Annotated in this window: 16 protein-coding genes and 2 pseudogenes; 13 read left to right on the top strand and 5 right to left on the bottom strand. The window is 46.0% G+C overall.

Translation table 11 applies throughout. From position 1 onward, the window contains the following. Positions 1-52 precede the first annotated feature (52 nt). The 5 genes and pseudogenes from ACSR9A_RS28115 to ACSR9A_RS28095 form a co-directional block, all read left to right on the top strand. Positions 53-5656 carry a X2-like carbohydrate binding domain-containing protein gene (locus ACSR9A_RS28115; RefSeq protein WP_473761454.1) on the top strand — a complete coding sequence of 1868 codons (5604 nt, stop codon included), beginning with the start codon at positions 53-55 and terminating at the stop codon, positions 5654-5656. A gap of 165 nt (positions 5657-5821) precedes the next feature. Next, positions 5822-6151, top strand: a complete 330-nt coding sequence (locus tag ACSR9A_RS28110; RefSeq protein ID WP_341277974.1) for a PadR family transcriptional regulator — start codon at positions 5822-5824, stop codon at positions 6149-6151. A 14-nt stretch (positions 6152-6165) separates the two neighbouring features. Continuing rightward, positions 6166-7032: a pentapeptide repeat-containing protein gene (locus ACSR9A_RS28105; RefSeq protein WP_473761452.1), complete on the top strand. Its 867-nt coding sequence runs from the start codon at positions 6166-6168 to the stop codon at positions 7030-7032. A gap of 11 nt (positions 7033-7043) precedes the next feature. Then, a pseudogene (locus tag ACSR9A_RS28100) lies at positions 7044-7310 on the top strand (ATP-binding cassette domain-containing protein); the annotation flags it as partial. Next, a pseudogene (locus ACSR9A_RS28095) lies at positions 7288-7485 on the top strand (ABC transporter permease); the annotation flags it as partial. The pseudogenes ACSR9A_RS28100 and ACSR9A_RS28095, both read left to right, overlap by 23 nt. Before the next feature lie 57 nt (positions 7486-7542). Here ACSR9A_RS28095 and ACSR9A_RS28090 read toward each other — a convergent pair. The 4 genes from ACSR9A_RS28090 to ACSR9A_RS28075 all read right to left on the bottom strand — a co-directional run bounded on the left by ACSR9A_RS28090 (position 7543) and on the right by ACSR9A_RS28075 (position 11725). Beyond that, a complete protein-coding gene (locus ACSR9A_RS28090; RefSeq protein WP_473761450.1) occupies positions 7543-8076 on the bottom strand; it encodes a methylated-DNA--[protein]-cysteine S-methyltransferase in 534 nt (177 codons plus the stop codon). Further along, complete coding sequence (locus ACSR9A_RS28085) at positions 8073-8732, bottom strand: bifunctional transcriptional activator/DNA repair enzyme AdaA (RefSeq protein WP_473761448.1); 660 nt, start codon at positions 8730-8732, stop codon at positions 8073-8075. Before ACSR9A_RS28085 ends, ACSR9A_RS28090 begins: the two co-directional genes overlap by 4 nt. A gap of 254 nt (positions 8733-8986) precedes the next feature. Beyond that, positions 8987-10582: a DUF1349 domain-containing protein gene (locus ACSR9A_RS28080; RefSeq protein ID WP_473761447.1), complete on the bottom strand. Its 1596-nt coding sequence runs from the start codon at positions 10580-10582 to the stop codon at positions 8987-8989. Positions 10583-10672: 90 nt separating this feature from the next. Further along, a complete protein-coding gene (locus tag ACSR9A_RS28075; protein ID WP_473761446.1) occupies positions 10673-11725 on the bottom strand; it encodes a hypothetical protein in 1053 nt (350 codons plus the stop codon). Between the two features lie 344 nt (positions 11726-12069). On the opposite strand from ACSR9A_RS28075, the gene ACSR9A_RS28070 reads away from it, so the two are divergent. From ACSR9A_RS28070 to ACSR9A_RS28045, 6 genes are all read left to right on the top strand, one after another. Then, positions 12070-13242 (top strand): nucleotidyltransferase domain-containing protein, encoded by a 1173-nt coding sequence (locus ACSR9A_RS28070; RefSeq protein ID WP_473761444.1) that lies wholly within the window; start codon positions 12070-12072, stop codon positions 13240-13242. 21 nt (positions 13243-13263) lie between these two features. Further along, positions 13264-13809, top strand: a complete 546-nt coding sequence (locus ACSR9A_RS28065; protein WP_473761442.1) for an HAD-IIIA family hydrolase — start codon at positions 13264-13266, stop codon at positions 13807-13809. A 40-nt stretch (positions 13810-13849) separates the two neighbouring features. Continuing rightward, positions 13850-14110, top strand: a complete 261-nt coding sequence (locus ACSR9A_RS28060; protein ID WP_473761440.1) for an NAD-dependent epimerase/dehydratase family protein — start codon at positions 13850-13852, stop codon at positions 14108-14110. Positions 14111-14221: 111 nt separating this feature from the next. After that, positions 14222-16195 carry an ABC transporter substrate-binding protein gene (locus ACSR9A_RS28055; RefSeq protein WP_473761578.1) on the top strand — a complete coding sequence of 658 codons (1974 nt, stop codon included), beginning with the start codon at positions 14222-14224 and terminating at the stop codon, positions 16193-16195. Between the two features lie 154 nt (positions 16196-16349). Continuing rightward, positions 16350-17906 (top strand): ABC-F family ATP-binding cassette domain-containing protein, encoded by a 1557-nt coding sequence (locus ACSR9A_RS28050; protein WP_341277968.1) that lies wholly within the window; start codon positions 16350-16352, stop codon positions 17904-17906. 117 nt (positions 17907-18023) lie between these two features. After that, complete coding sequence (locus tag ACSR9A_RS28045) at positions 18024-18482, top strand: OsmC family protein (protein WP_473761576.1); 459 nt, start codon at positions 18024-18026, stop codon at positions 18480-18482. Between the two features lie 265 nt (positions 18483-18747). Here the strand turns inward: ACSR9A_RS28045 and ACSR9A_RS28040 are convergent, their stop codons facing one another. Further along, positions 18748-19590, bottom strand: coding sequence for a helix-turn-helix transcriptional regulator (locus ACSR9A_RS28040; RefSeq protein WP_473761437.1), 843 nt, complete (start codon positions 19588-19590; stop codon positions 18748-18750). Between the two features lie 115 nt (positions 19591-19705). On the opposite strand from ACSR9A_RS28040, the gene ACSR9A_RS28035 reads away from it, so the two are divergent. Together ACSR9A_RS28035 and ACSR9A_RS28030 are read left to right on the top strand one after the other, a co-directional pair. Beyond that, entirely contained in the window at positions 19706-21691 is a 1986-nt protein-coding gene (locus tag ACSR9A_RS28035; RefSeq protein WP_473761435.1) for a beta-galactosidase, read from the top strand. An 80-nt stretch (positions 21692-21771) separates the two neighbouring features. Continuing rightward, on the top strand, positions 21772-23958 hold the full coding sequence (locus tag ACSR9A_RS28030) for an alpha-galactosidase (RefSeq protein ID WP_473761574.1): 2187 nt from the start codon (positions 21772-21774) through the stop codon (positions 23956-23958). The last annotated feature ends 200 nt before the right edge of the window (positions 23959-24158 follow it).

Below are 24158 nucleotides of genomic sequence, written 5' to 3'. Positions count from 1 at the left end.
TATTATTGCGAGATAATGGCCTGGTCCTATTTTCTGAAAAAGGAGCTTAATTATGATCCCATTCATGAAAAAAATACGGCCTTGGCTGCTCGTTGTCGTTCTGCTTACGATGCAGCTCGGACTGGTAGCGCCTTACGGTAACGTAGCGAAAGCTGCGGACAATGGTCTTGCCCAGAAGCCGTATATGGGCTGGAGCAGCTACAGCATGCAGGTGTATACGAACAACGGCCACTGGATTACCGCTGATCAGATCAAGGCGCAGTCCGATGCGATGCACGAGAAGCTGCAGCCTTACGGCTATGAATACATTAATATCGACGCAGCCTGGAATGGTGACATGGATGGCTACGGCCGGCCGATTCCAAGCACGACCCTTTATCCAAACGGCTTGCAGGAAGTGATCGACCATATTCATGATAACGGCCAAAAGGTAGGGCTGTACGGTATTCCGGGCATGTCGCCGCAGGCGTATGATCAGGATTTGCCGATTTACGCTGCGCCGGGCTGCTCCATGCAGGATATTGCAGCGCAGCCGCTGCAAGAATCGGATTACTGGGGGCTCGGCTACAAAATCGATTTCAATCAGCCTTGCGCACAGAAATATATTGATTCAATTGCCAATTTGTATGGCGAATGGGGGATCGACTTCCTCAAGTTCGACAGTGTGACGCCGGGCTCTGGCATATCGGACCTGTCGCTTGATGCGCGAGATGACGTCAAAGCATGGTCGCAGGCGCTTGAGCCGCACCATATTTGGCTTGAGCTCTCATGGGCGCTGGACATCAAATACATCGACTACTGGAAACAATACGCCAACGGCTGGCGTGTAGATTGGGATGTAGAGTGTTATTGCGGCACTGGCGGTTTGACGGTATGGTCAAGCATAGCCCGTCTCTTCCCGAAAGCCGAACAGTTTTGGCGCCATGCTGGGCCAGGCGGCTGGAACGACTTCGATTCCTTAAATGTTGGAAATGGTTCGATGGATGGCCTAACGCAGGATGAACGCAAGACGGCTATGTCATTTTGGGCACTGTCATCCGCGCAATTGTACATTGGCAATGATATGACCAACCTCGATGCTTATGGCCTAGAACTATTGACTAACGAAGAGGTCATCGCCGTCAATCAGGCGGGCCGTCCGGGGCATCCCGTATCTACAGCTACCGAGCAGCAGGCATGGTATGCAAATAACGGTGATGGCACCTATACAGTTGGGCTTTTCAATCTGGGCAGCTCGGCGGAGACAGTGAGCGTGGACTGGAGCGAGATCGGACTGGAGGGGCCAGCCAAGGTGCGCGACTTGTGGACGCATCAGGATCTGGGTACGTTCAACACCGGCTTCAGTTCGGCAAATTTGGCCTCGCATGGTTCGAGATTGCTGAAGGTTACGTCGCTTGGCGGAACCTCGATTGCTAACGATGACGATACCGGCTTCAAGTATACAGGGGAATGGACGCGCAATGGGGGGCAGGAGCTTGCCGGCGGCACACAGAACCTCATTATTGATGTAGGCAATGCGGCAGCGCAGAGCAGCGCCATCACTCCTTCAACGGCCAGCTTCGATAAAAAACAATCCGAGCAGGCTGATGTCGCCACGACATTGACGCTGAATGGCAACACGCTGTCCAGTATTTCGGCGGGCGGGACATCGTTAACAGCAGGTACGGATTATGTTGTGAATGCGAACGAGGTGACAATCAAAAAAGAATATTTAGCGGCCAAAGCGGTCGGTACATTAAATTTGTCCTTTACATTCAGTGGCGGCTTGCCGCAGACGCTAGCTGTTGCGATAAATGATTCGACGATCAGAGACAGCAGGGTAACTCCGTCAACGGTCAGCTTCGATTTGTTGACGTCTGCGCAAACGGATGTGGAGCTAACAACGGCGCTCAATGGCAATACGCTGACAGACGTCAAGCATGATGGAAATACGCTCGCAGCGGGAACCGACTATACTGTAAGCGGCAATACATTAAAGCTCAAGAAAGCGTGGCTTGCTGTGCAGCAGGCGGGAACGAAGGCACTCACCTTCACCTTTAGCGCCGGAGCAGAACAGACGGTATCGCTTGTCATTCAGGATACAGCAGTTGGCGGATCAATTACACTGAACGATGATGATCCATCTATCGTCTACACAGGCGGTTGGAATCGCAGCTGGAATCGTGGACTTGGCGATTATATGGATGATGTGCATTATGCCGAAGCGAATGACAACGATTATTTTTCGTATACGTTCACAGGAACGGGAATTGAGTTCATTACGGAGCTTGACCCGTCTCAGGGAGCAGTCGACATTTATATGGATGATCAATTTCAACGTACGATCAGCACGTACAATATGGGAAGACTGGCGCAGAAGCCTGTGTTTAATATCACTGGCCTGGCTGACGATACGCATACCCTTAAAGCGGTGAAAAAATCAGGCTATTTCCTTCTGCTCGATAAGCTTCGAATACTGTTGCCTGATCTTGTAAGCGCAGCGGGCGGCGGATTCGACAGGGCAGCGGGGCAGCAGTCAGACTTAGTTTTTACGACGACAGGAGCCCGCAGCGGTTTCAGCGGCATTTCGAACGGCGCAGCAGCGCTGACAGAAGGCACGGATTATACAGTGTCCGGCAATGACATTACTGTGAAGAAGGAATATATGGCGGGACAGCCAATTGGTACAGCAAGCTTGACGTTCTCGTTCGCAGGAGGCGCTGTGCAGACGCTCGTTGTAGCTGTTAGCGATTCGGCGGCGGCAAGCAGCACGATTAGCCCTTTTGAGGCGAGCTTTGACAAAAAAGCATCCGCCCAGGCAGACGTTGCTGTGGCATTGATGCTGAACGGAAACACGCTCTCGGGCATCAGCAACAATACAGCGGCTCTGACAGCAGGCACGGACTATACCGTATCCGGCAACGATGTGATTCTTCACAAAGCGTACCTTGCCAGTCAGCCCTTAGGCACAACAAGCCTGCGCTTTGATTTTAGTGCGGGGGCACCGCAGACGCTGGCCGTCGAGATCACTGACACCACTGGGCAGAACAGTACGATTAGCCCAAGCACACTAAGCTTTGATCATAAAGCGGCGGCACAAGCAGATATTGCGACGATCATTAGTTTGAACGGCAATACGCTAACTGAAATTGCTAATGGCGCGACAGCGCTGCAAGAGGGAACGGACTATCAGCTTTTCGGCGACCAGCTCACGATCCGCAAGGGCTATCTTGCGCAAATGCCAAATGGCATGACGAATTTGACTTTGTCCTTCAGTGGCGGTGCTTCGCAAACGCTGGCCGTTGCAATTAGCGATACGTCGAGAGGCCGCTATGTTGCCGTCAACAACGATGACAGCGAGATTTCGTATAAGGGCGCCTGGCAGCATGGACGCAATAGAGGGCTTGGTGATTATAAGGACGATGTCCATTACACGGAGACGACGGGCGACTATTTGGAATATACGTTTGAGGGCACAGGCACTACGTTTATAACTGAAAAAGACTCGTCCCAAGGCGATATGGACATCTATATCGATGGCGTATTCCAGCAGACGGTCAGCACGTATTATCCTAGCCGCCAGATTAATCAGACCGTATTTGTCGCAGAAGGCCTGACACTGGGCGAGCATACGCTCAAAGCGGTCAAAAAATCCGGCTACTACATGCTGCTCGACCAATTGAAATTCCGAATGGCCGATATGATCAGCCCGGATACAGGCAGCTTCGACAAAACTGCGCAGGCAGATGTAACAACAACGCTTCAGGTTGACGGAAGCAATTTGCTGGGCGTGAAAAACGGAAATGCAACGCTCACGGCTGGTGTGGATTATACGGTGTCGAGCAGTTATATTACGATCAAGAAGGAATATTTGGCAGCTCAGCCTGATGGCGCTATTAGCTTAGCCATCTCTCACCGTGGCGATTATTACAACGATCTCCACCGTACAATGACCAATGGGGATTATGCCGAATTTTCGTTTACGGGCACAGGGGTTTCCCTGATTGCGCCAAAATCGGATGTTCAGGGAGATATGGATATTTACATCGATAACATCTTTCAACAAACGGTTAGCGCCGTCCATGCAAGCCGATTGACGCAGCAGGAGATTTACGCAGTGACCGGCTTGACTGATACGGCTCATACGATTAAAGCAGTGAAAAAATCAGGAAATTACATGCTGCTTGACGGCGTGAAGTTTGCAGTGAGCGGTCAGCTGCAGCCATCGGCGACACCAACTGGCACGCCGTCAACAGCGCCGTCGACGGAGCCTACAGCGACAGCAACGGCACCTACTGCTACACCAACGGAGACCTCAGCAACGCCAACGTCACCTACTGCAACACCAACAGCCGTGCAAACCGGAGGGGGAGGGGCAACCAATGCTCCTCCCCCATTTGGGGGGAACGGTACAGCTCCATCCTCGGAGCTGATTACAGTTGAGATAGGGAATGGAATCAATAAGACCGTCAATCGAACCAAGCAGGCTAGCGGCAGCAAGCAAGATGAGCTTTCGCTGACGGCTGACGAGGCTCGCAAAGCCGCAGACAGCGCAGCTGCATCAGGTGCGAAGGCTGTGAACATTATCATTCAAGACACGCTGGATGAAGTGGAGGAAACGACGCTTAAGCTGCCCAAGGAAGCAGTCAAAAGCTTGACGACAGCGGAGGTTGGCCTGCAGTTATCAACTGCAAATGCTGTTATTGCGGTCGGCAGCGGCCCATTATCGCGGTTGCAGGATGAGCTGTATTTTAAGCTGGCACCAATAAAGGACGTTGTTAAGCAGCAGGAGCTTGCTGGGAAGGCCAATCGCCAAGCAGCTGTCAGCATCGTCGTCGGTGATGGTCAGGCAACTGTTGTCGGGCGTCCGATGAACATTGAAACCAATTTGCAAAATGCGGAAGTTACGATAATCCTACCGTTAAAGGGCACCAAGCTTGATGAGGCAGAGTGGCAAAGTCTAGCCGCATATATTGAGCATAGCGACGGAACGAAGGAACTGCTCAGGGGGACTGTCGTTCCTTACAACGATCAGGGTGACAAAGGACTTGCATTTACCGTTACAAAGTTCAGCTTGTTCACGCTTCTTCACATTCCGGGGCTGGATCAGTCCAGTCTAGGCGTTGCTTATATGAAAGGCTACGAGGATGGCACGTTTAAGCCGGACAATCGAATAACAAGGGCGGAAATTGCCGCCATACTGTCCCGTATTTTGACGCGCCACAACGCGGGCGCGGCGAATACAGAGTACACTGATGTCGCAGCAGGATATTGGGCTGAGGAGTATATAGCCGATATGACCCGAATGGGCTTAATGAAGGGATATGGCAGTGGGGAGTTTAGAGCCGACCATTCGGTCACACGTGCTGAGATGGCACGGCTTGTGTCGCAGCTGCTCAACAGCGGTTCGGGCTCACAGTCCGGCAAGGGCTTTGACGACATAGCGGGGCATTGGGCGCAAAGCGATATTAGGCAAGCGCAGGCTCAAGGTTTTATAAATGGCTACAACGATGGCACCTTCAAACCGAATCAGGCGCTGACACGCGCGGAAGCAGCCACAATTATCAACAAGGTGCTGGGCAGACCAAGTGCGAGTGCTTCGGCATTATCATCGTGGAAGGATGTCCCGGCTGCGCATTGGGCATTCGGAGCTATTGCTGCAGCATCGCAAGAATAGTTGAAACGGGTCCCCCTGATGTCAGGGGGACCATTTTTTATTTTAGCCAGGAATGGAGGGGGGCAATGAATATAATCTTCACTTTTCAAACAAAGTATTTGATTGAAAATACTACCTTGACAGACATAGTAGTGTGCCGTATTATACAAATACGGAGGTGATTATATGAGTGAGAGCAAAATTACATCCGACCTGCTGCGAGGACATACCGATACAATGATTTTACGGCTCTTATCCGAAGCTGACCGATACGGATACGAGATTGTCAAACTAATTGCCGAGCGCTCGGGCGGCGAGTATGAATTAAAGGAAGCCACGATGTACTCCAGTGTCCGGCGGCTTGAGGCAGACGGCGATATCGAGTGGTATTGGGGGGATGAATCGCAGGGCGGGCGGCGCAAGTATTTTAGGATTACCGATAAGGGCAAAGTGACTTACGACCGCAACAAAAGCAATTGGGAGTATTCGAAGCGCGTGCTAGAAAACTTATTATAAGGAGATGTGGTGTGATGAATCAGAAATTGACCAGCTATTTGAATGGCGTGTTTACGCCATATGATGGGGTGAAAAGCGTCACCGAATTAAAGGCGGACCTGCACTCCGATTTGCAGGAGCGATATCATGATCTCAAAACTGAGGGCAAGGATGATGAAACAGCGTTTAACATGACCATTGAGAGCATCGGCGACATCGAACAAACGATAATGGAGGTCGCCAACCTCTCCCGCTCGTTGGAGCGGCAGGTGCTGACAAACCTTAGCGCAAGCAACTTGCAAATGAGCGACTTTGCTGGCGTTATTGCCCATAAAGGTCAATTTAAAGCTAGCGCATTGCGCGGTTCCGACTTTGCTGGCGCAGACTTGACCGGAAGCTCGTTTAAGAGCAGCGACGTACGTGAAGCCAATTTTGACGGGGCAAATCTGACGGACTGCATTCTATCGACCTCTGACCTTACGAATGTTAGCTTCAAGCAATCCATCCTTGTACGCACTACCTTCAGCATGTCTGGGCTGGACGGAGCAAAATTCACAGGTATAAAACTGACCGACGTCACGTTAAGCAAGACCGACCTTAGAAAAACAATCTTCGAAGGCTGTTCCTTTCATGGCGTGGACTTCGAATATTCCGACCTGAGCGGGCTGTGTCTGGATGGGCAGACCTTTATCGGCGTTAAGTTTGACAAAGCGGCATTAAACGAAGTTTCGTTTAGGGGCGCTACACTCAAAAATGTATCCTTCAAGTCTGCATTTTCCTTTTCTAAAAGGTATTATCGTGCAATCCAATCGATCTGCTTTGACGGCGCAATGATGGATAAACTGACCTTTGCTGTGCTCAAAGGCATGGAGGCCGATTTATCAAAAGTTAAGGTGATATAAGGAGGGGAAATATGAAAAATAAGTCCATTCAAGTGATTGGAATGACAGAGTCCTACAAGCAGCAACAAGTCCTAAAGGGCGTAGATTTCGAGGTGGAGGAGGGCAGTGTTTTCGCCCTGCTCGGTTCTAATGGGACCGGTAAGACAACGGTTGTCAAAATTCTAACTACGCTGCTCAAACTAGACAGCGGAACCGCCACAGTAAACGGATTCGATGTTGCGTCTAGCCCCGAGCATGTAAAGCAGGCTGAGCAGCTTGCCGACCGAATCGATGCCGTCGGCCGCTCGTGCCTTTGCCGAAAATCAGCCGGTGACCTCAATCGTGGAAGCCATCCGTGCGCTATTGTCAGATCAACCGGTGGGTAACGATATATGGGTCGCGCTTGCGAGGTGCGTCGGAATTTTATTCGCAGCATATTTTTTAGCAATGTGGGTGTATAAGAAGCGGGTGTGAATTTCATTGATGCCGTGAATTTTCTAAATGCCGCTGCAGCAGCTTAGCTTAAAGCACCTAAGAGGTGCTTTTTATTTTGTAACCTTCCAACTGCAATAGCTTGGTTTTCATCTCTATTCCACCTCGATAGCCAGTGAGTGTCCCGTTTTTGCCGATAACACGATGGCAAGGAATGGTAATGAGTATCGGGTTCGTTCCAATGGCTGCACCAACAGCTCGAACCGCCGCAGGTTTTTGAATATGGTTGGCAATATCCGAATAGGACCAGGTTTGCCCATATGGAATGCTGCAAAGAGCCTGCCATACTGCCTCTTGGAAAGGTGTTCCTTGAAATACGGTAGGGATTGTAAATGTTTCAAGCGTTCCTTGCAAATATTGAGCTAGCTCAGCCTTATACGGAAGCAGCTTTTCATCATCCCGAATCAAAGGGCTATGCGGAAAACGCGACGCAGCCCATTTCGCTAACTCCTCATATGGCTGTTTCTGCGAACCTACAAAGCAAAGCCCTTCGTTTGTAGCTGCAACGTGCAGGCCCCAATCTTCATAACTAAACAGCGACCAATATATGCCCCCGTTAAATGAATTCTTCATTTTGGATGATCTCCTTTATTTGTTGTAACTCCACCATTGTTATGCCACTGTCGGTAGCCTTCTGGTGTATGCCCGGTTTTCTGCCTGAACAAGGTAATAAAATAAGGGGTATTAAGCAAGCCGACATATTCGCCTACTTCTGCAATTGGTGTAGGGGAAGAGAGGAGTATCGCCTTGGCTTTTTCGATTCTAATTTGCTGGATATAATCGACGGGTGTTTTGCCCGTTACTTTTTTGAACGTTCGGTGCAAATGATACGGTGTGCCATGACAAATGGATGCTAGGGTGGCAAGCGTTAGCTTATCTTTATATTGTCGATCAATATATTCGGTCACCATCGCGATCCATTCTTCATCAGGCAATCGCTGCCCTGTCGGTTTACATCGTTTACAGGGACGAAATTGGGCAGCCAACGCTTGCTCAGCAGTCAGGAAGAATCCGATATTCTCCCTGTTGGGAGGTCTAGATTTGCAGGACGGCCGGCAAAAAATACCCGTCGTTTTGACAGCGTAATAAAATTGACCGTCATATGAAAGGTCATTGCCTAATATGGCTCGCCATTGTTCATTAGACACAGGCGCAGGCGGGATGGGCTCGTCCTTATAGCGCAGGCTGTCAGAAATCTGATCCGGATTCGCTTTCCATTCGTCGGACATTGTCGTTCACCTCTAAGGTTAGTATAACCGTGAATGGGGGTATTTGGTGCAATCTTGAATGTAATAGCAAGATAACGAAATCCTGAGGTATGATTTATACAGCTATTTCAACCAAACGAGTTGGTTTTGGTAATAGGTCTGCCCGGAGGTGAAAGCAATTCAACAGTGAGGGTATTAATGCAAAAAACAACAGCAATAATAGGGCAGCCAGTTTTACTGGCTGCCCTAATTTTCATAAAATCTGTATCACAGATTCAGCTGCTTGCCTGACCCGACTTTTTAATACTGTCAATTAAGAGGGGGAGTAGCTTGCTCTCTTGGATTTTTATTGTATAAATATGCTTAAGAATGATATCGACATTTTGTTGGTTTTTACTGATTCTATTTTTTAACTGTGCATTTCTGCATATTAATGATAATCTTTCTAGTTCTTTATATCCCTCATATAGAAATTCAAATACATTATCAGCAATAACGCCATTACGCTGCAAATGAGCTAGTCTCATTAACATAAGCTTTTTATGTTCATAGACGACATGAAGGGGACGAATATCTTTCTGATGAGAAGAAAAATTTTCGATTAAGCTATCATACGCATTTAATCCATATACGATATTTGGCTCGTAATTTCTGTTGGCAGACAAGCAGGAGAAGAAATCTATCGAGTTAAGATGAGCCTCGAGCTGTTTTTTTATCATATATGTATTTAATTCATAATTGTAGTAATGGTGAACACGGAGTAATATTACATTGCTTTCTTTATGCCTAATGAAGGCATGTCTAAAATCTGTAAATGTGAGCATACCTGTTCGGAAAATATTTCCTTCTGCATAGCCTGCTATATCAAAAGTCTCATCTGCACGATTGTAGCCAAATAATAAATTTGAATGCGCCCGAAAATATTTTTTATAAGCTCTGCGACCCGGCACAAACATCTCATTTAAGTCTAAATCCACATAATTTCCGTCATCAATAAAACTAATCATGAGTTCAACGATGTCGATTTTGTTTTTTTCAAGCTTTTCAATTAAGGTGTACTCTAAGTACTGTGTCATGAGATAGGGGCAATAAGCAAAAAAATGTCTATCTTTATGTAGTCCGACATTAAAATCAAAGGGTATTTGGTGTATTTTAAAGTCCTTATAACTATACAATTGAATATAGTTGGAGCAGTACCAACTAAGAAAAGCGTTATCTGCAGGAGAGCATGAAGCCAAGCCCATGTAGGCTCCGGGATTAAAGTTGAAAGGTACTGTTCTTGTGAAGCTCCACTTTTCCTTGTCATTACCACAATATAGATTGATTTGATCACCGCAGCACTCCATTTTCAACCATATAGGAGGGTTTATATCGCTTACCAATTCGAATGTTGTTTCATCCCCATTAGAATCTCTGCTCTGGATAACAACACCGTTCACGGAGGGGGTGGCGAATAGAAACAAATATTTTGCATCAGGGGCCAGGCTTTCTCTTAACATCAAACCGACCTTCGACCAGACAGAAGTTCTTTTTATGCGCTCAATTTTAACTTCTAATCCATTGTGACCCGATAGGCTGGTATGGATATAGTTGAAACTGTCTCGTAGACCGCTGATATCTCCTTCATGGCAAAAAGCATGGTTCAAATGTTGAAGGGCAAAAGATTTTTGATCGTTTTGTAGACTATGATCATCGGATATGGTGGATTGAAACCACGCAGCATGTTGGCTAGGAGGAATCACATTAAGATCTTTAAAACTAATATTTGGACTATCATGCATATAATTCTCCAAAAGTATTGAAGAAATATATGCATGATAGGAATAGGAATTGAAAATGTTATCAATTTGAAATGGCAGTTGCTTTTTCAATTCTTTATCCTCCTATGATAGTTAATAAATAAGTAAGATAAATATATTGTAGTGGTATTACTATTCTAAATACAACCTTATAAATTATTGTTATCTGTATCCCCGATTGAAAGTATAACCTTTCTCTATCAAGTTAATGAATTGATCGATCACTGTTTCCTCACTAGTTTTGATCTCATTGAGATGATACAGGATACGATTCAATATTCGGTTGTTCATGGTCAGATTATATTTTAAAACGAGGTTCTTGACGATGATGGATTGCTCTAGAATGGAAGTAAACGTTTTCAAAATATCATCTGCCTGGCTCACATGATTATAATGAATCATATACTTGATTCGTTGTACCATCATATTTTTATGTTCCCATATTGTATGGAAAATCCGTATATCTATTTGTTTTTTGAGCATTTTAATGTCTTTTTGCAAGTATTGTAAAATAGGCTCATATACCGACATCCCGTAGATCCACCAGTCGTTTGGAGGATTCAGTGCCCGATAATGTAGAGAAGAGTTGGAGCTATAACGATATTCTTTTAATGATTGTATGACAAGCTGCAGGTCAAAAGGGTAGTGGAAGTCGTGATCAAATTCTAATACATAGATATATTCTCTGATGGGATTCGACTTATCGCACTGTTGGAACGCAGTGTTAAGCTCCTCAAAACCCACCTCATGTGTACCGAAAACTCGTTTGGAATTGTAACCCACAACAACTGCTTTTTGTTCTTGTCGATTGTACCCAATGATTAGCATCTCGTGAGGTAATGAATATTTTTTATTATAGGCTTGCTTGTCTGGTATGTAGTATTCGTCTATATACATGTAGATATAGCCATTCTTGTCTATAGAATTGCATATAAAATTTATTAAGTTCCCATCATATTTCTCAATAAAGCTATAATGGATTTTTTGAAACTGGATGAAGGGACAACTCAGAAATAGACGATCCCATTCAAAATAGGAATTGTAGAAGGTGAAAAACTTGCCCTCAGGAAAATTGCCGGAACATATGAGTTGAATGTAGTTGCTGAAAAACCAAGCTTCCGCATTCTGGTACTGCAGGGCAATGGCAAGTGGGTAAGCATTGCAAAGGTAGCCATAAATAGGGGGAACGGCTATAGGGAGAGTATGTTTATTCAATTGGACCACCTCCAGATAGATATTCTATACATTAAAAATTAGGTAAAAAATTTCTAAAGAAATCCTTTCGCATCATAATATACTAATAATACGTGAATGTAAACAGCTATAATGAAACCCATTTCATGAAACTTGTTTCTGATTAATTGAGAATATAAATTCTTGAAATAATCCTCAAGGTACTCATTCTTACTTGATAACAAAGATCCGATCTATGCATTTATCATCTAAAAATACATATTGTATCTAATTATACAAAAGAGTATTGTTTTTTAAAGAAAAAAATACTATATTAGTTCTCAATTCAATCATTTGGAGAAACCGACAATCCGTGAGGTGAGGATATGCCACTCGAACTATTGAAGTTTGTTACTACACGTCTTGAAAAATATTCCAATATTAGTTTGTATCTTGTTGGGAGTGCGGCCTATGAAGGATATAATCCAGACTGGAGTGACTTGGATATTGTAGTATTTTCTGAAGATAGAGATGTTGCTTTGTTGAAGGAATTGAATTTTATTATGGAGGAAGCAAATAGCAGATATAAAGGTGTAATGGCTGGGGGAGGGGACCAAATCCTCGATCTCATTCCTATTTTTAAGCAGGACTATCATGTAGTTACCGATTCTGAGTTTTATTTTGCTGAGAAGTATAGAATTATTGCTTTTACACTTGAAATTGTTATGCATGGTAAGTTGCTATACGGTCTAAATCGTATTGAATGGCTAAAGAATGCTTATTTTAAATTAAGTCGTGAAATGATTGGAAATGTTTTCTTGCAGAGCTGTTATGATCGTATTAATCTCTACCACAATATTTATGAACCCATTTCTAGCCATCGAGGTTCAATTAATCAGTATGCGCCGCATGGGAAATATAAAGTTATCCCGCTTTTATATATTCAATTGGTAAGAACACTACTTTTAGTGAAACACGGGATTCCAGTGAATAAGAGTGAAGCGGTTTTAAAGTTTCGATCGATATATCCTCATATTTTCCCGCAAATAGATTCAGCTTTTAAACTTAGAGAAGCTTGGAATTCTAATTTCAAGTTAGAGGAATTAACGTTCATAGCAGAGGGGCTTCCTCCTGTATTGGAATGGTTTATGGATCAAACCAAGCAGGATTGCGACCTTGATAACATGATTTTTTTACGCGGAAGAAAATCATGGCATTATCGTGATGGGGATAGAGAGCGCATTCGAAAATTTTTGAACGAAAATAAATTATCATACATACAAATAAATCCTTTTTTATATTTTGAGGAATCGAAAGAAATTGTATTTTTGGAATTGAAAAATGAAATTATTGCTTTGGCATTGCTAGAATACGGAACCAGCGATTTGCAAGTTCATACGATTAAATCTTTATCTCCAGCGGGCTACCAAGTACTTGATTATTATCTTTATCACAGAGCAAACGAAAAAAATAAGAAACTCACTCTAAATACTTGTCCGTTTACACATGAGTATGCTGTTTATCTAAAGTGGATTAATAAAAATCAAAAGGTTACTTGAACTAAATATGGAGTTGATGAAATGAGAAAAATTCCTGCATTAAAGGACATTGAGGCAGTATTTATTGATAGAGACGGAACAATTGGAGGTACAGGACATTTTATACATCCTCGGGAATTTACTCCTTTCCCATTTGCTGAAACTGCAATTAAGCTTTTGAAAGAACATAATATAAAGATATTTGCTTTTACTAATCAGCATCGTATCTCCACAGGCAGGGCCTCGATTGGTGATTTTGAAAATGAATTTAGAAGTATGGGGTTTGATGGCGAATATATTTGCCCACACGGGCAGCAGGAGGCATGTCATTGTAAAAAGCCTTCCGCTGGTATGTTATATCAAGCAGCAGAAAACTTTCAACTCAATTTGAATTATTGTATTGTCATCGGAGATGTTGGATCAACCGACATGCTAGCTGCTCACGCAGCTGGCTGCAGTAAAATACTTGTGAGAACAGGTTGGGGAGAAGAGTCTTTAAATGCTTACAGAACAGCATGGCTGGAAACGGAACCGGACTACATTGCAGATAACCTTTTAGAAGCGGTGAAGTATATCGTTCATGATTGACGTTCTAGTTTTATTCGGATAATAAGGATGGGTGTTTGAAATGTTTGTCGTTACTGGAGGAGCGGGATTTATTGGAAGCAATCTTGTTAAAGGTTTGAATGAAGCGGGTTATGAAAATATATTAATTGTGGATTGGCTTGAAAGCGGTAATAAGTACAAAAACCTAAACTCATTGAAATTTTGTGATGTTATTGATCCGGATCAATTTAGAGAAAAAATAATTCGGAATGATTTATTGCATATACAAGGCATTTTCCATCAAGGAGCATGTGCAAATACGCTTGAAACCAATGCAGTTTAAATTGAGGTTTGCGGGCAAATGAATTATAATTCTCGTTATTGATAATAGTTATCAATAATTATAAATGCGACATAAGATTCTACATAAAAAGGGGCTTATCACTTGACTGTCATGCTTAATGCGGAAGAGCATATCCAGCTATGGAATGCTGCTGCTATCAAGGTGATCGACGTAAGGCACTTCAGCATGATGCATGGCGAGGAGTTGCGGTCGTACCTCTTTCCGTCAAGTGTCTTCCTATATGCCATTCGCGGCGAGGCTCAGGTGCTGCTGGACGGGATCGAACATTCCGCGAAGCGCTTCCATCTATGGCACGGTGGAAAAGGGACCTGTCTGGATATTTTTCCAACGGAAGCGGAGTTTGAATATTATTTAATCTTCTATAAAGCAACGATTCCATCGACTGGCAGGCGGGAAATCTTGCAGCTCATGGAGCGGTATAATCCGTTTCAACTGCAATATGGTTTGGCTCCACTGCATGCTGCTGTTTTATTTGACAAGGTGGATACAATGCTGAAAGAATGGCAGAGCTCGCGCGCGTTAGAAAAATTTCATGTTAAAACGTTGTTTTATCAATTTGTTTATGAACTGCTATGGCAGCTGGAGCATCAGCAAATTGGCATGAAAAGACCTGATCTTGCAGCTCAGGTCGTTCGCTATATTCAGGAGCATTACCATGAGCCTGTAACCCGCGAATCGATCGCGCAGATTTTTCACTACAGCGTCCCCTATGTATCCAGACAATTTAGACAGGAAACGGGGATAAGCATGATTGATTATGTGATAAGAGAGCGTGTTAACAAAGCCATGGAATACCTGCAGAAAACAGATATGACTGTGCAAGAGGCATCTGCCGGTGTCGGCTATGACGATGTATCCTATTTCACGAGAATTTTCAAAAAACATACCGGGATGACTCCCAAGCAATTCAAGGATCAGGATAAAGCAAAGAAAGCAGGGTTCGATTATCCTATCATTAGGGTTGGATCGTCCCTTTTCCCGCGCAGACTGCAACGTTATATTGGTAGTGGATATGAGAACCATTATCGATATAAAAGAGAGGGAGATTTATCGATGTACAGACACAAATCATCTATGGGGGTCACTTTACTATTATGCCTTACGCTGTTACTTAGCGCGTGCTCAGGAACAGGCAGCTCTAATAATGGACCAGTTGCGTCATCTACACCAGCAGCAACGACAGATGGAAGCACTCAAGTGCAGGCCTCAGCATCTAACGGTGGTGCAGCGAGCGCAGGGGAAATGGTGACTTATTCGGCAGTGAATGGCGAAGTTAAAATTCCCAAAAATCCGCAGCGTGTCGTTATTATAGCGGGCGCCTTTGTTGGCCATTTGCTGGCACTCGGCATTAAGCCGGTTGGTGCGGGAGAAGAGGCTTTTAACAGCTATACGGAAGGAAAGCTGGATGGGGTCGAAAGTATAGGCGATGGGATTGCGTATGAAAAGATTTTAGAGCTGCAGCCGGATCTCATTATCGTATGGAACGACCCAGCTGTTCTCGACAAGCTGAACCAGATTGCTCCGACGGTAGTTGTCGATTATGGCGTGCCTGTAAGGCAGCAGCTGCTGGAATTCGGGAAAATGACGGGCCGGGAGGAGCAGGCAAATGCCTGGATTACGGCTTGGGATAAAAAGATAGCCGATTATAAGCCGAAGGTGCAAGCGGCTGTGGGTGACAAAACCGTTGCTATCTTTGACTCTGGCAGCGCTAAAGAGTTTTATGCATACGGCAATAAGCTGGGAAGAGGCGGCGAGATTATTTATGGCGAGTTCCAGTTGAAGGCGCCGCCTATTATTCAGAAGGAAGCGATCGACAGTGGTACAGGCTGGGCGAAGCTGTCTTTGGAGCTGCTGCCCGAATATGCAGGAGATTATATTTTGATAAGCGAGTGGACGGGCAAGGAAAATCCAGAGGCTGTTTTTGAAGGTAGCATCTGGGAGCAGCTGGACGCAGTCAAAAACAATCGCGTATTCCGCGAAGAAGGAAGAGGCTTTATGTTCAGCGACCCTGTGTCTTTGGACGCTCAGTTGGAGTTTGTTGTGAAGAGCTTTATTGGGAAATGATTGGTGTTTGACAGGGAGAAGCCAGAACCGTGAGTATGCGGTTCTGGCTTTTTTATCCCATATTCTATATTATTTTTAAAATCGGTATGGAGTTGTGGGGCTATAACCTTTATAATTTGACGAGAATACTTTAATAAAGGAATAGGTGTTATTGATGAGCATATTAAATGTAGAGCGGCTGAGCCACGGTTTCGGAGACCGGGCAATTTTCAGCGATGTATCATTCCGCCTTCTGAAGGGCGAGCATATCGGTCTGATTGGTGCCAATGGTGAAGGGAAGTCCACCTTTATGAACATCATCACAGGCAAGCTTCAGCCGGACGATGGTAAAGTTGAGTGGGCAAGACGCATGCGGACGGGCTATCTGGATCAGCACGCTGTGCTGACAAAGGGACAGTCCATGCGCGATGTTCTGCGCGGTGCGTTCCAATATCTGTTCGATATGGAGCAGGAAATGAACGATATGTATGGCAGAATGGGTGATGTTTCTCCAGAAGAGCTGGAGCAGCTGCTGGAGGATGTCGGAACGATTCAGGACACGCTAACGAATCAGGATTTTTATATGATCGATGCCAAAATCGATGAAACGGCTCGCGGTCTTGGACTTACGGATATCGGTTTAGACAAGGATGTTCATGATCTCAGTGGAGGTCAGCGCACCAAGGTACTGCTGGCCAAATTGCTGCTAGAGAAACCGGATATCCTATTGCTTGACGAGCCTACGAATTATCTCGACGAGCAGCATATCGTATGGCTTACCCGATATTTACAGGAATACGAAAATGCCTTTATTTTAATCTCGCATGATATTCCGTTCTTGAACAGCGTCATTAACCTGATCTACCATATGGAAAATCAGTCGTTGTCGCGCTATGTGGGGGATTATGAGTATTTCCAGCAGGTGTACGAGGCGAAAAAGCACCAGCTTGAATCTGCTTTTAAACGGCAGCAGCAGGAAATCTCGGAATTGAAGGACTTCGTTGCACGCAACAAGGCCAGCGTGGCTACGCGTAATATGGCGATGTCTAGGCAGAAAAAGCTCGATAAGATGGACGTTATAGAACTCGCTAGGGAAAAACCAAAGCCTCAGTTCAACTTCAAGCCGGCGCGCACTTCCGGCAAGGTTATTTTTGAAACGAAGGATCTCGTCATCGGCTATGATTCACCACTGTCGAGACCGTTGAATCTGAGCATGGAGCGGGGACAAAAAATAGCGTTGGTCGGTTCGAACGGGATTGGTAAAACAACGCTGCTGCGCAGTATTCTCGGCCAAATACCAGCGATTTCAGGCTCAGCAAGGCTAGGGGATCTGCTGGAAATCGGCTATTTTGAGCAGGAAATGAAGGAAACGAACAACAACACCTGTATCGAAGAAGTTTGGAAGGAGTTCCCGTCCTTTACACAGTTTGAAATACGGGCGGCTCTTGCCAAATGCGGCCTGACAACCAAGCACATCGAGAGCAAAATCGTGGTGCTAAGCGGGGGAGAGAAAGCCAAAGTCCGCTTGTGCAAGCTGATCAACCACGAGACGAATCTGCTCGTGCTGGATGAGCCGACCAACCATCTCGACGTGGATGCAAAGGATGAGCTGCAGCGTGCACTGAAAGCATATAAGGGAAGCATTTTGCTGATTTCCCATGAACCCGAATTTTACCGCGATATTGTGACGGATACGTGGAACTGCGAAGATTGGACAACGAAAGTATTTTAATGGTAAAACAGGAATACAGGGCTGCCCTCATAGAGGCGGCCTTTTTTTACTGGAGGAATGAACCATTTATACGATGAATCCGAGCTTGAAACGAAGCTATCGAAAGGAATGAGGGAGATGAAACACCCTTTTCATCTGAAAGCGGTATGGAATGGTGGGCGTAACAGTGAAGGACATATCAATGCCGGCGGGTTAAAAACGATCATTTCGATTCCGCAGGAGATGGGCGGGCCAGGAACCGGCACTAACCCTGACGAAATGCTTTTGGGGGCAGCAGCGACCTGTTATTTGATTACCCTTGCAGCGATGCTCGAGCGTTCGGATATTACACCGCAGGAGCTGACTCTGGAGTCTGAAGCGATTGTAGATGTAACGAATAATGTGTTTACATACGAACGGATTGTACACAAACCGCGAATTGTGCTAGAGGTGGATACATCCGAGGCAGAACGGATGAAGGTAGAGCGGCTGGCACATCGGGCAGAAGAGTCCTGTATGATCTCGAGAGCTGTTGCAGGCAATGTCTTGATAGAGACGCAGCCTAGTATTGTGATAATAGGGGTTAATGCGGTGTAATGTGCTGTATTTGTCAAAGGGGATTGAAAGACAAACGGAATCATAGGGGTGTAGCTAGTTTTTGATTTACAGGTACCTTCCATTGAGAGGATGTTTGCGTGAATCAATTATTCAAAGAACCTTCTGCTGGTATGTTGGCGGGAGTTTTTTGTTTGAAATATAGGTTCGATTGATAATAAAGGCGATCATTCCTTCGGGGATGATCGCCTTTGTTCGAATCGAAGACTAAAGTTCTTTCCAGTAAAAAATGGATATCCTATATATGTTACGACTTCTGATAGCTGCGGCGGAAGGCGCCGGGTGTGAGCCGTTCCAGCTTCTTGAAGATTGCTCCATAATAGCTGGCAGATTCGAAGCCGACTTGATGAGCAATATCCTGCATCCCACGCTGCACATTGTCGAGCAGCAGTTCCTTGCTCTTGTTGACCCTTACCTGATTGACATAGCTGATGGGACGAATGCCTGTCGTCTTCTTGAACAAATGGCAGAAATATTCCGGTGTAACGCACATCAGTCCGGCGAGCGTCTGCAAAGTAATCTCTTCGGCATAATGCTGGTCAATATAGTCCAGGACCGGCTTTAACCGCTCATACTGCTGCCCGACAGTATCGCTGCCCTCGACAGAGACGCGCTGAATAATCTCCGTCAATAAGGTATAGAGGATGGCGGAGCAGGCGTAATTGCTTAACGTTTGCTCTTGCGGCGTAAGAGCAGCTTGCAGCAGCTCCCGCATTCGGGATAGAAGGTATTCGGGCGATGCGAGCGTGAATACGCATGTGTCTACAATGCCGACTGTTTCAAACAAGCCCGCTGACCCGCTGCCATCGAAGATGATCCAATCGACTTTCCAGCTCCCCGATAAAGCATAGTATTCGTGCTGCTGGCCGGGGAACAGCAGCATGCCCATGCCTGGCTTGACGATGTGCTCCGTTTCACTTAACTTGAGCTTGCCCTCGCCACTGCGGCATTGAATCCACTGATAGTCCAGGATACCTGGGTCTCGGCGTATATGCTCCTGTTCATGATGCAGACCGATGCCAAGCAAATAAAAAGGGAGCAGCTTGTCTCGGGCGGATAGTACCGGGAAAGCACGATTAGGGTGAGGCATGTCACCAATCCTCCTATTTTCTTAATATTATTATATCGTATTAATTATTTAAGATATTCACTCCAATTAATATATCATATAATCGCAATATATTGATAATAAAGGAGATCTCAGGATGGCGATTAAGATTGGAATTGATTATTATCCAGAGCAATGGGCTCCCGAGCTATGGGAGAAGGATGCAGCGCTTATGCAAGAGACGGGTGTTGCTGTTGTACGAATGGCGGAGTTCGCCTGGAGCCGAATGGAACCGAACGAGGGTGATTATCGGTTTGAATGGTTGGATGCGGCTATAGAAGTATTTGCCGCGCGCGGCATGGAGATCGTCTTATGCACACCTACCAATACCCCGCCCAACTGGATGACAACCCGTTATTCAGATGTATTGCCAATGGATGAGCACCGTCAAATAATCCGGAAGGGTGTGCGTGGACATCGTTGCAACAACAGCTATTCCTTGAGAATGCTGGGCTCCAAATTTGTGGAAGCGATGTCACTGCGCTATGCGAAGCATCCAGCCGTCATTGGCTGGCAAATCGATAACGAGATGCACTACCAAGAATGCCATTGCGATACGTGCAATCGTTCATTTGTCGCTTGGCTGCAGAAGCGTTATTCCAGTCTGGAAGAGTTGAACCGGGAGTGGGGTACGGTCGTCTGGAGCGGGGAGTACAGCAGTTGGGCCGAGGTAACGACGCCGCTCGGTACCAGCAAGCCGATGAATCCTTCCTATCTACTGGAGTACAAGCGGTTCTGCTCGGACAGCGTAGGCTATCTGTTGGGATGGCAGCTTGAAATTCTACGCAGCAACTGTCCAGGCCAATTTGTTACGCATAACATGTGGCAATACCCGAATAACCTGGACTATTATGATCTCTACAAAGAGCTGGACTTCGCCTCTGTCGATTATTATCCGAATGAGCTGTATCGCGATTATGGCGATCGGTTTCCGAGGAACGGAGCGCTGACGCTGGACTTGGTTCGCGGCATCAAGCGCCGCAATTTCTGGGTAATGGAGCAGCTGAGCGGAGCGCAGGGTGCCTGGATGCCGATTCAGCGCACTCCTTATCCTGGACTGATCCGGGCCCGTTCCTGGCAGACAATCGCCCGCGGCGCCGATATGGTCGTCCATTTCCGCTGGCGGAGTGCTGCCGTCGGAGCCGAACAGTTCTGGCACGGGCTTATCGACCATAGCAATGTTCCTGGACGCAGGTTCAGGGAGTTCGCGGAGCTTACCTGCGAGGTGAACCGGCTAGGAGAACGGCTGGCCGGCTCAACAATCGTTACCCAGGTTGCGATTCTACATTCGCATGATCAGCATACGGCGCTTTCCCTTCAGGCACAAGCGGAGGGGGGAATGCACTATATCGACAACCTGTCCTCAATGCATAATGCATTTCTGAAAATGGGCGTCGGTACGGACGTTATCAACTGGACCGAGGAGCTCGATGGCTACAAGCTGGTCATTGTCCCTTCCCTCTTTCTGTTAAGTGAAGAAGCAGCGCAGCGGCTGGAGCGATTCGCAGCCGGGGGCGGCACAGTCGTCCTCTCCAATCGGACAGGCGTGAAGAACATGAGGAATGTATGTGAGATGCTGCCTCTGCCGGGGCTGCTGGCGGAAGCGGCGGGTGTTGTCGTTAGTGAATATGATGCAATTGGCAACAGCGAGCACCGGATTCGGAACGCGGAGGGCCAGACATTCGCTGCGAAGCAATGGTGCGATCTGCTGGAACTGCGAGGAGCGGAACCGATTGCCTGGTATGACAACGACTTTTACGAGGGGGTGCCGGCGATTACTGTCAATAAGCTTGGTGAAGGTGAAGTATATTATGTCGGCACTTGGCCGGAGCCATCGTATTTCTATCAGCTGTTCGAAGGCATATTAAAGGAAAAGGACTTGGCGCCTAAGCTCCAGTTACCGGAAGGTGTCGAGCTATCGATTCGCACAAAGGGGGAGGAAAGCTTCCTGTTTCTGATCAACTTGACGAACGAGGAACGTGAGGTTACGCTTGACGCTCCCTATCGCAGCTTGTTAACCAGCGAGAAATTGGAGCAGAAAATGACGCTCCCAGCTCTAGGAGTAGATATTCTAACTTTATAAGATCAGCGGGTTGCATCTTAAAACCATATTTATTTTGTGGAGATTAACTTTTAATGGATAGTGCGAGAGGAGTATTTTATATGGGCATCATTGTTCAAGAGAATAGGGGGATATTTCACCTGCAGTCCACCGGAATGAGTTATCTTATTCAAATCGTGGACGGATATCCTATTCATGTATATTGGGGAGACAAAATGAAGCATCGCGAATCCATGACGGATTTATTAATTCACACTCCCGAGAAGGCCGGATTGGATCGCTTGCTGCAAGAATACCCTCAATATGGGAGCGGGGACTTTCGCAACCCGGCTTATCAAGTAGAACTTGAGGATGGAACTAGAATTACGGAGTTAAAGTACGCAAGATACAAGCTCATTAAGGGAAAACCGTTGTTAGCTGGACTTCCGGCCGTTTATGTAGAGAATGAAGACGAAGCAGAGACATTGGAGCTGGAACTGAAGGATGCTTATTCGGGTCTAAAAGTTGTCCTTATCTATACGATCTTCGCTGATCGAAATGTCATCGTCCGTTCTGCACGTTTGAGCAATGAGGGGGGCAAGAAGCTTCGGCTACTCCGTGCTCTAAGCGCAAGTGTGGACTTCGGTGGCAAAGGAAACTTGGAGATCATCTATCTTTCCGGAGCCTGGGCTCGGGAAGGCAATATTACCCGTAGAGCGCTTCATCAAGGTGAGACCCGAATCGACAGTAAGAGAGGAATGAGCAGCCATCAATTAAACCCATTTTCTGCGTTAGTCACACCGGAAACGACTGAGCACAATGGTGAAGCTTACGGCTTCAGTCTGGTGTACAGCGGCGGATTTGAAGCGGTAGCAGAAGTGGATTCATTTGGCTCTACGCGAATTAGTATGGGAATAAACTCCTTTGATTTTACATGGCTGCTAAATCCAGATGAGAGCTTCACATCGCCGGAAGTTATTATGGTTTTCTCCAAGCAAGGATTAGGAGAGATGTCGCGTACTTATCATCGTTTATATCGTACAAGGCTATGCCGAGGGAAATACCGGGATGAAGAACGGCCAGTTCTAGTCAACAACTGGGAAGCTACTTATTTTAATTTTAATGCCGATAAGTTGGTATCAATAGCAGATGAGGGTGCAAAGCTAGGAATAGAGCTGTTTGTTTTGGATGACGGCTGGTTCGGGAAACGGGATTCCGACAATTCGTCACTTGGAGATTGGTACGAGGATCGCCGGAAACTGCCTGACGGACTTTCGGCCGTGGCGGAACGCATTAATGGGCTAGGGATTAAATTCGGACTCTGGTTTGAGCCCGAGATGATCTCGCCGGACAGCGATCTTTACCGAAAGCATCCGGACTGGTGTCTTCATGTTCCTGAGCGCAGGCGCAGCGAAGCAAGATGGCAGCTCGTGCTGGATTATACTCGCAAGGAAGTTCGAGATTACATTTACGATTCCCTTTCAGCGATCTTCTCAAGCGTGCCTGTCTCTTATGTAAAATGGGACATGAACCGTGCTCTGACGGAAATCGGTTCCGCAATGTTGCCGCCTGAACGTCAATCGGAGACGGCCCATCGCTATGTTCTAGGATTGTACGAGCTGTTGGAACGCATCACCACGGCATATCCGGATATTCTGTTTGAGAGCTGCTCAAGCGGAGGGGGCCGTTTCGATCCCGGAATGCTCTACTACATGCCTCAAACTTGGACAAGCGATAATACGGATGCTGTAGAACGGTTAAAAATACAATATGGTATCAGCCTTGTTTACCCTATAAGCGCAATTGGAGCGCATGTATCAGCCGTTCCGAATCATCAAGTCGGCCGGATAACGCCACTTGATTTTCGAGGGAACGTCGCCATGTCCGGGAACTTTGGATATGAGCTTGATCTAACCAAATTCAGTGATGAAGAAAAAGAGATTGTCAAAAACCAAGTCAAATCCTATAAGCAGATTCGCGGATTAGTTCAGAAGGGCGACTTGTATCGCCTAAAGAGTCCGTTTGAAGGGAACGAATCGGCTTGGATGTTTGTATCCGAAGACAAAGAGGAAGCCGTTGTGTACTATTTCCAAGTGATGGCCGTGCCGAACGCACCGCGAAAAACCTTGCGGCTAGATGGGCTTAACCCGGAACTTGATTACGAAGTTTGGTCAAGTGATCGTGGGGAAGAGTCTAGCTATTATGGGGGAGACAGGCTCATGCAGTTGGGACTGCATCTTGCTAATCTGCAGAAAGATTATGAAAGTGGATGGTTCAGACTTAAAGCAGTTAAGGCATCCAATACGTAATCCCTATGGAATAAAAACTAGTAACAAAACAATTTTTCTAGTAGTCAGCGATAGAGAATATTCTATGCTGACTTCTTTAGTATCGATAGGTTACTTGTTCAGCTTATTATAAAATAGTTTGGAAACGAATACCAATTATCCCGATTTAGTTATGATTGATAATATAGGTAAATACATCGGAAAACTAAGTGTTTAGAGAA

The organism is Paenibacillus sp. R-74696, from assembly GCF_055814915.1.
Note: the sequence above shows the minus strand (reverse complement) of the source record. Positions and strands in the feature narration are given on the sequence as shown.

Bases quoted from the DNA above. Each gene is read 5' to 3' on its own strand.
- ACSR9A_RS28115 (WP_473761454.1), top strand. From the start codon at position 53: ATGATCCCATTCATGAAAAAAATACGGCCTTGGCTGCTCGTTGTCGTT.
- ACSR9A_RS28110 (WP_341277974.1), top strand. From the start codon at position 5,822: ATGAGTGAGAGCAAAATTACATCCGACCTGCTGCGAGGACATACCGAT.
- ACSR9A_RS28105 (WP_473761452.1), top strand. From the start codon at position 6,166: ATGAATCAGAAATTGACCAGCTATTTGAATGGCGTGTTTACGCCATAT.
- ACSR9A_RS28090 (WP_473761450.1), bottom strand. From the start codon at position 8,076: ATGAAGAATTCATTTAACGGGGGCATATATTGGTCGCTGTTTAGTTAT.
- ACSR9A_RS28085 (WP_473761448.1), bottom strand. From the start codon at position 8,732: ATGTCCGACGAATGGAAAGCGAATCCGGATCAGATTTCTGACAGCCTG.
- ACSR9A_RS28070 (WP_473761444.1), top strand. From the start codon at position 12,070: ATGCCACTCGAACTATTGAAGTTTGTTACTACACGTCTTGAAAAATAT.
- ACSR9A_RS28065 (WP_473761442.1), top strand. From the start codon at position 13,264: ATGAGAAAAATTCCTGCATTAAAGGACATTGAGGCAGTATTTATTGAT.
- ACSR9A_RS28060 (WP_473761440.1), top strand. From the start codon at position 13,850: ATGTTTGTCGTTACTGGAGGAGCGGGATTTATTGGAAGCAATCTTGTT.
- ACSR9A_RS28055 (WP_473761578.1), top strand. From the start codon at position 14,222: ATGCTTAATGCGGAAGAGCATATCCAGCTATGGAATGCTGCTGCTATC.
- ACSR9A_RS28050 (WP_341277968.1), top strand. From the start codon at position 16,350: ATGAGCATATTAAATGTAGAGCGGCTGAGCCACGGTTTCGGAGACCGG.
- ACSR9A_RS28045 (WP_473761576.1), top strand. From the start codon at position 18,024: ATGAAACACCCTTTTCATCTGAAAGCGGTATGGAATGGTGGGCGTAAC.
- ACSR9A_RS28040 (WP_473761437.1), bottom strand. From the start codon at position 19,590: ATGCCTCACCCTAATCGTGCTTTCCCGGTACTATCCGCCCGAGACAAG.
- ACSR9A_RS28035 (WP_473761435.1), top strand. From the start codon at position 19,706: ATGGCGATTAAGATTGGAATTGATTATTATCCAGAGCAATGGGCTCCC.
- ACSR9A_RS28030 (WP_473761574.1), top strand. From the start codon at position 21,772: ATGGGCATCATTGTTCAAGAGAATAGGGGGATATTTCACCTGCAGTCC.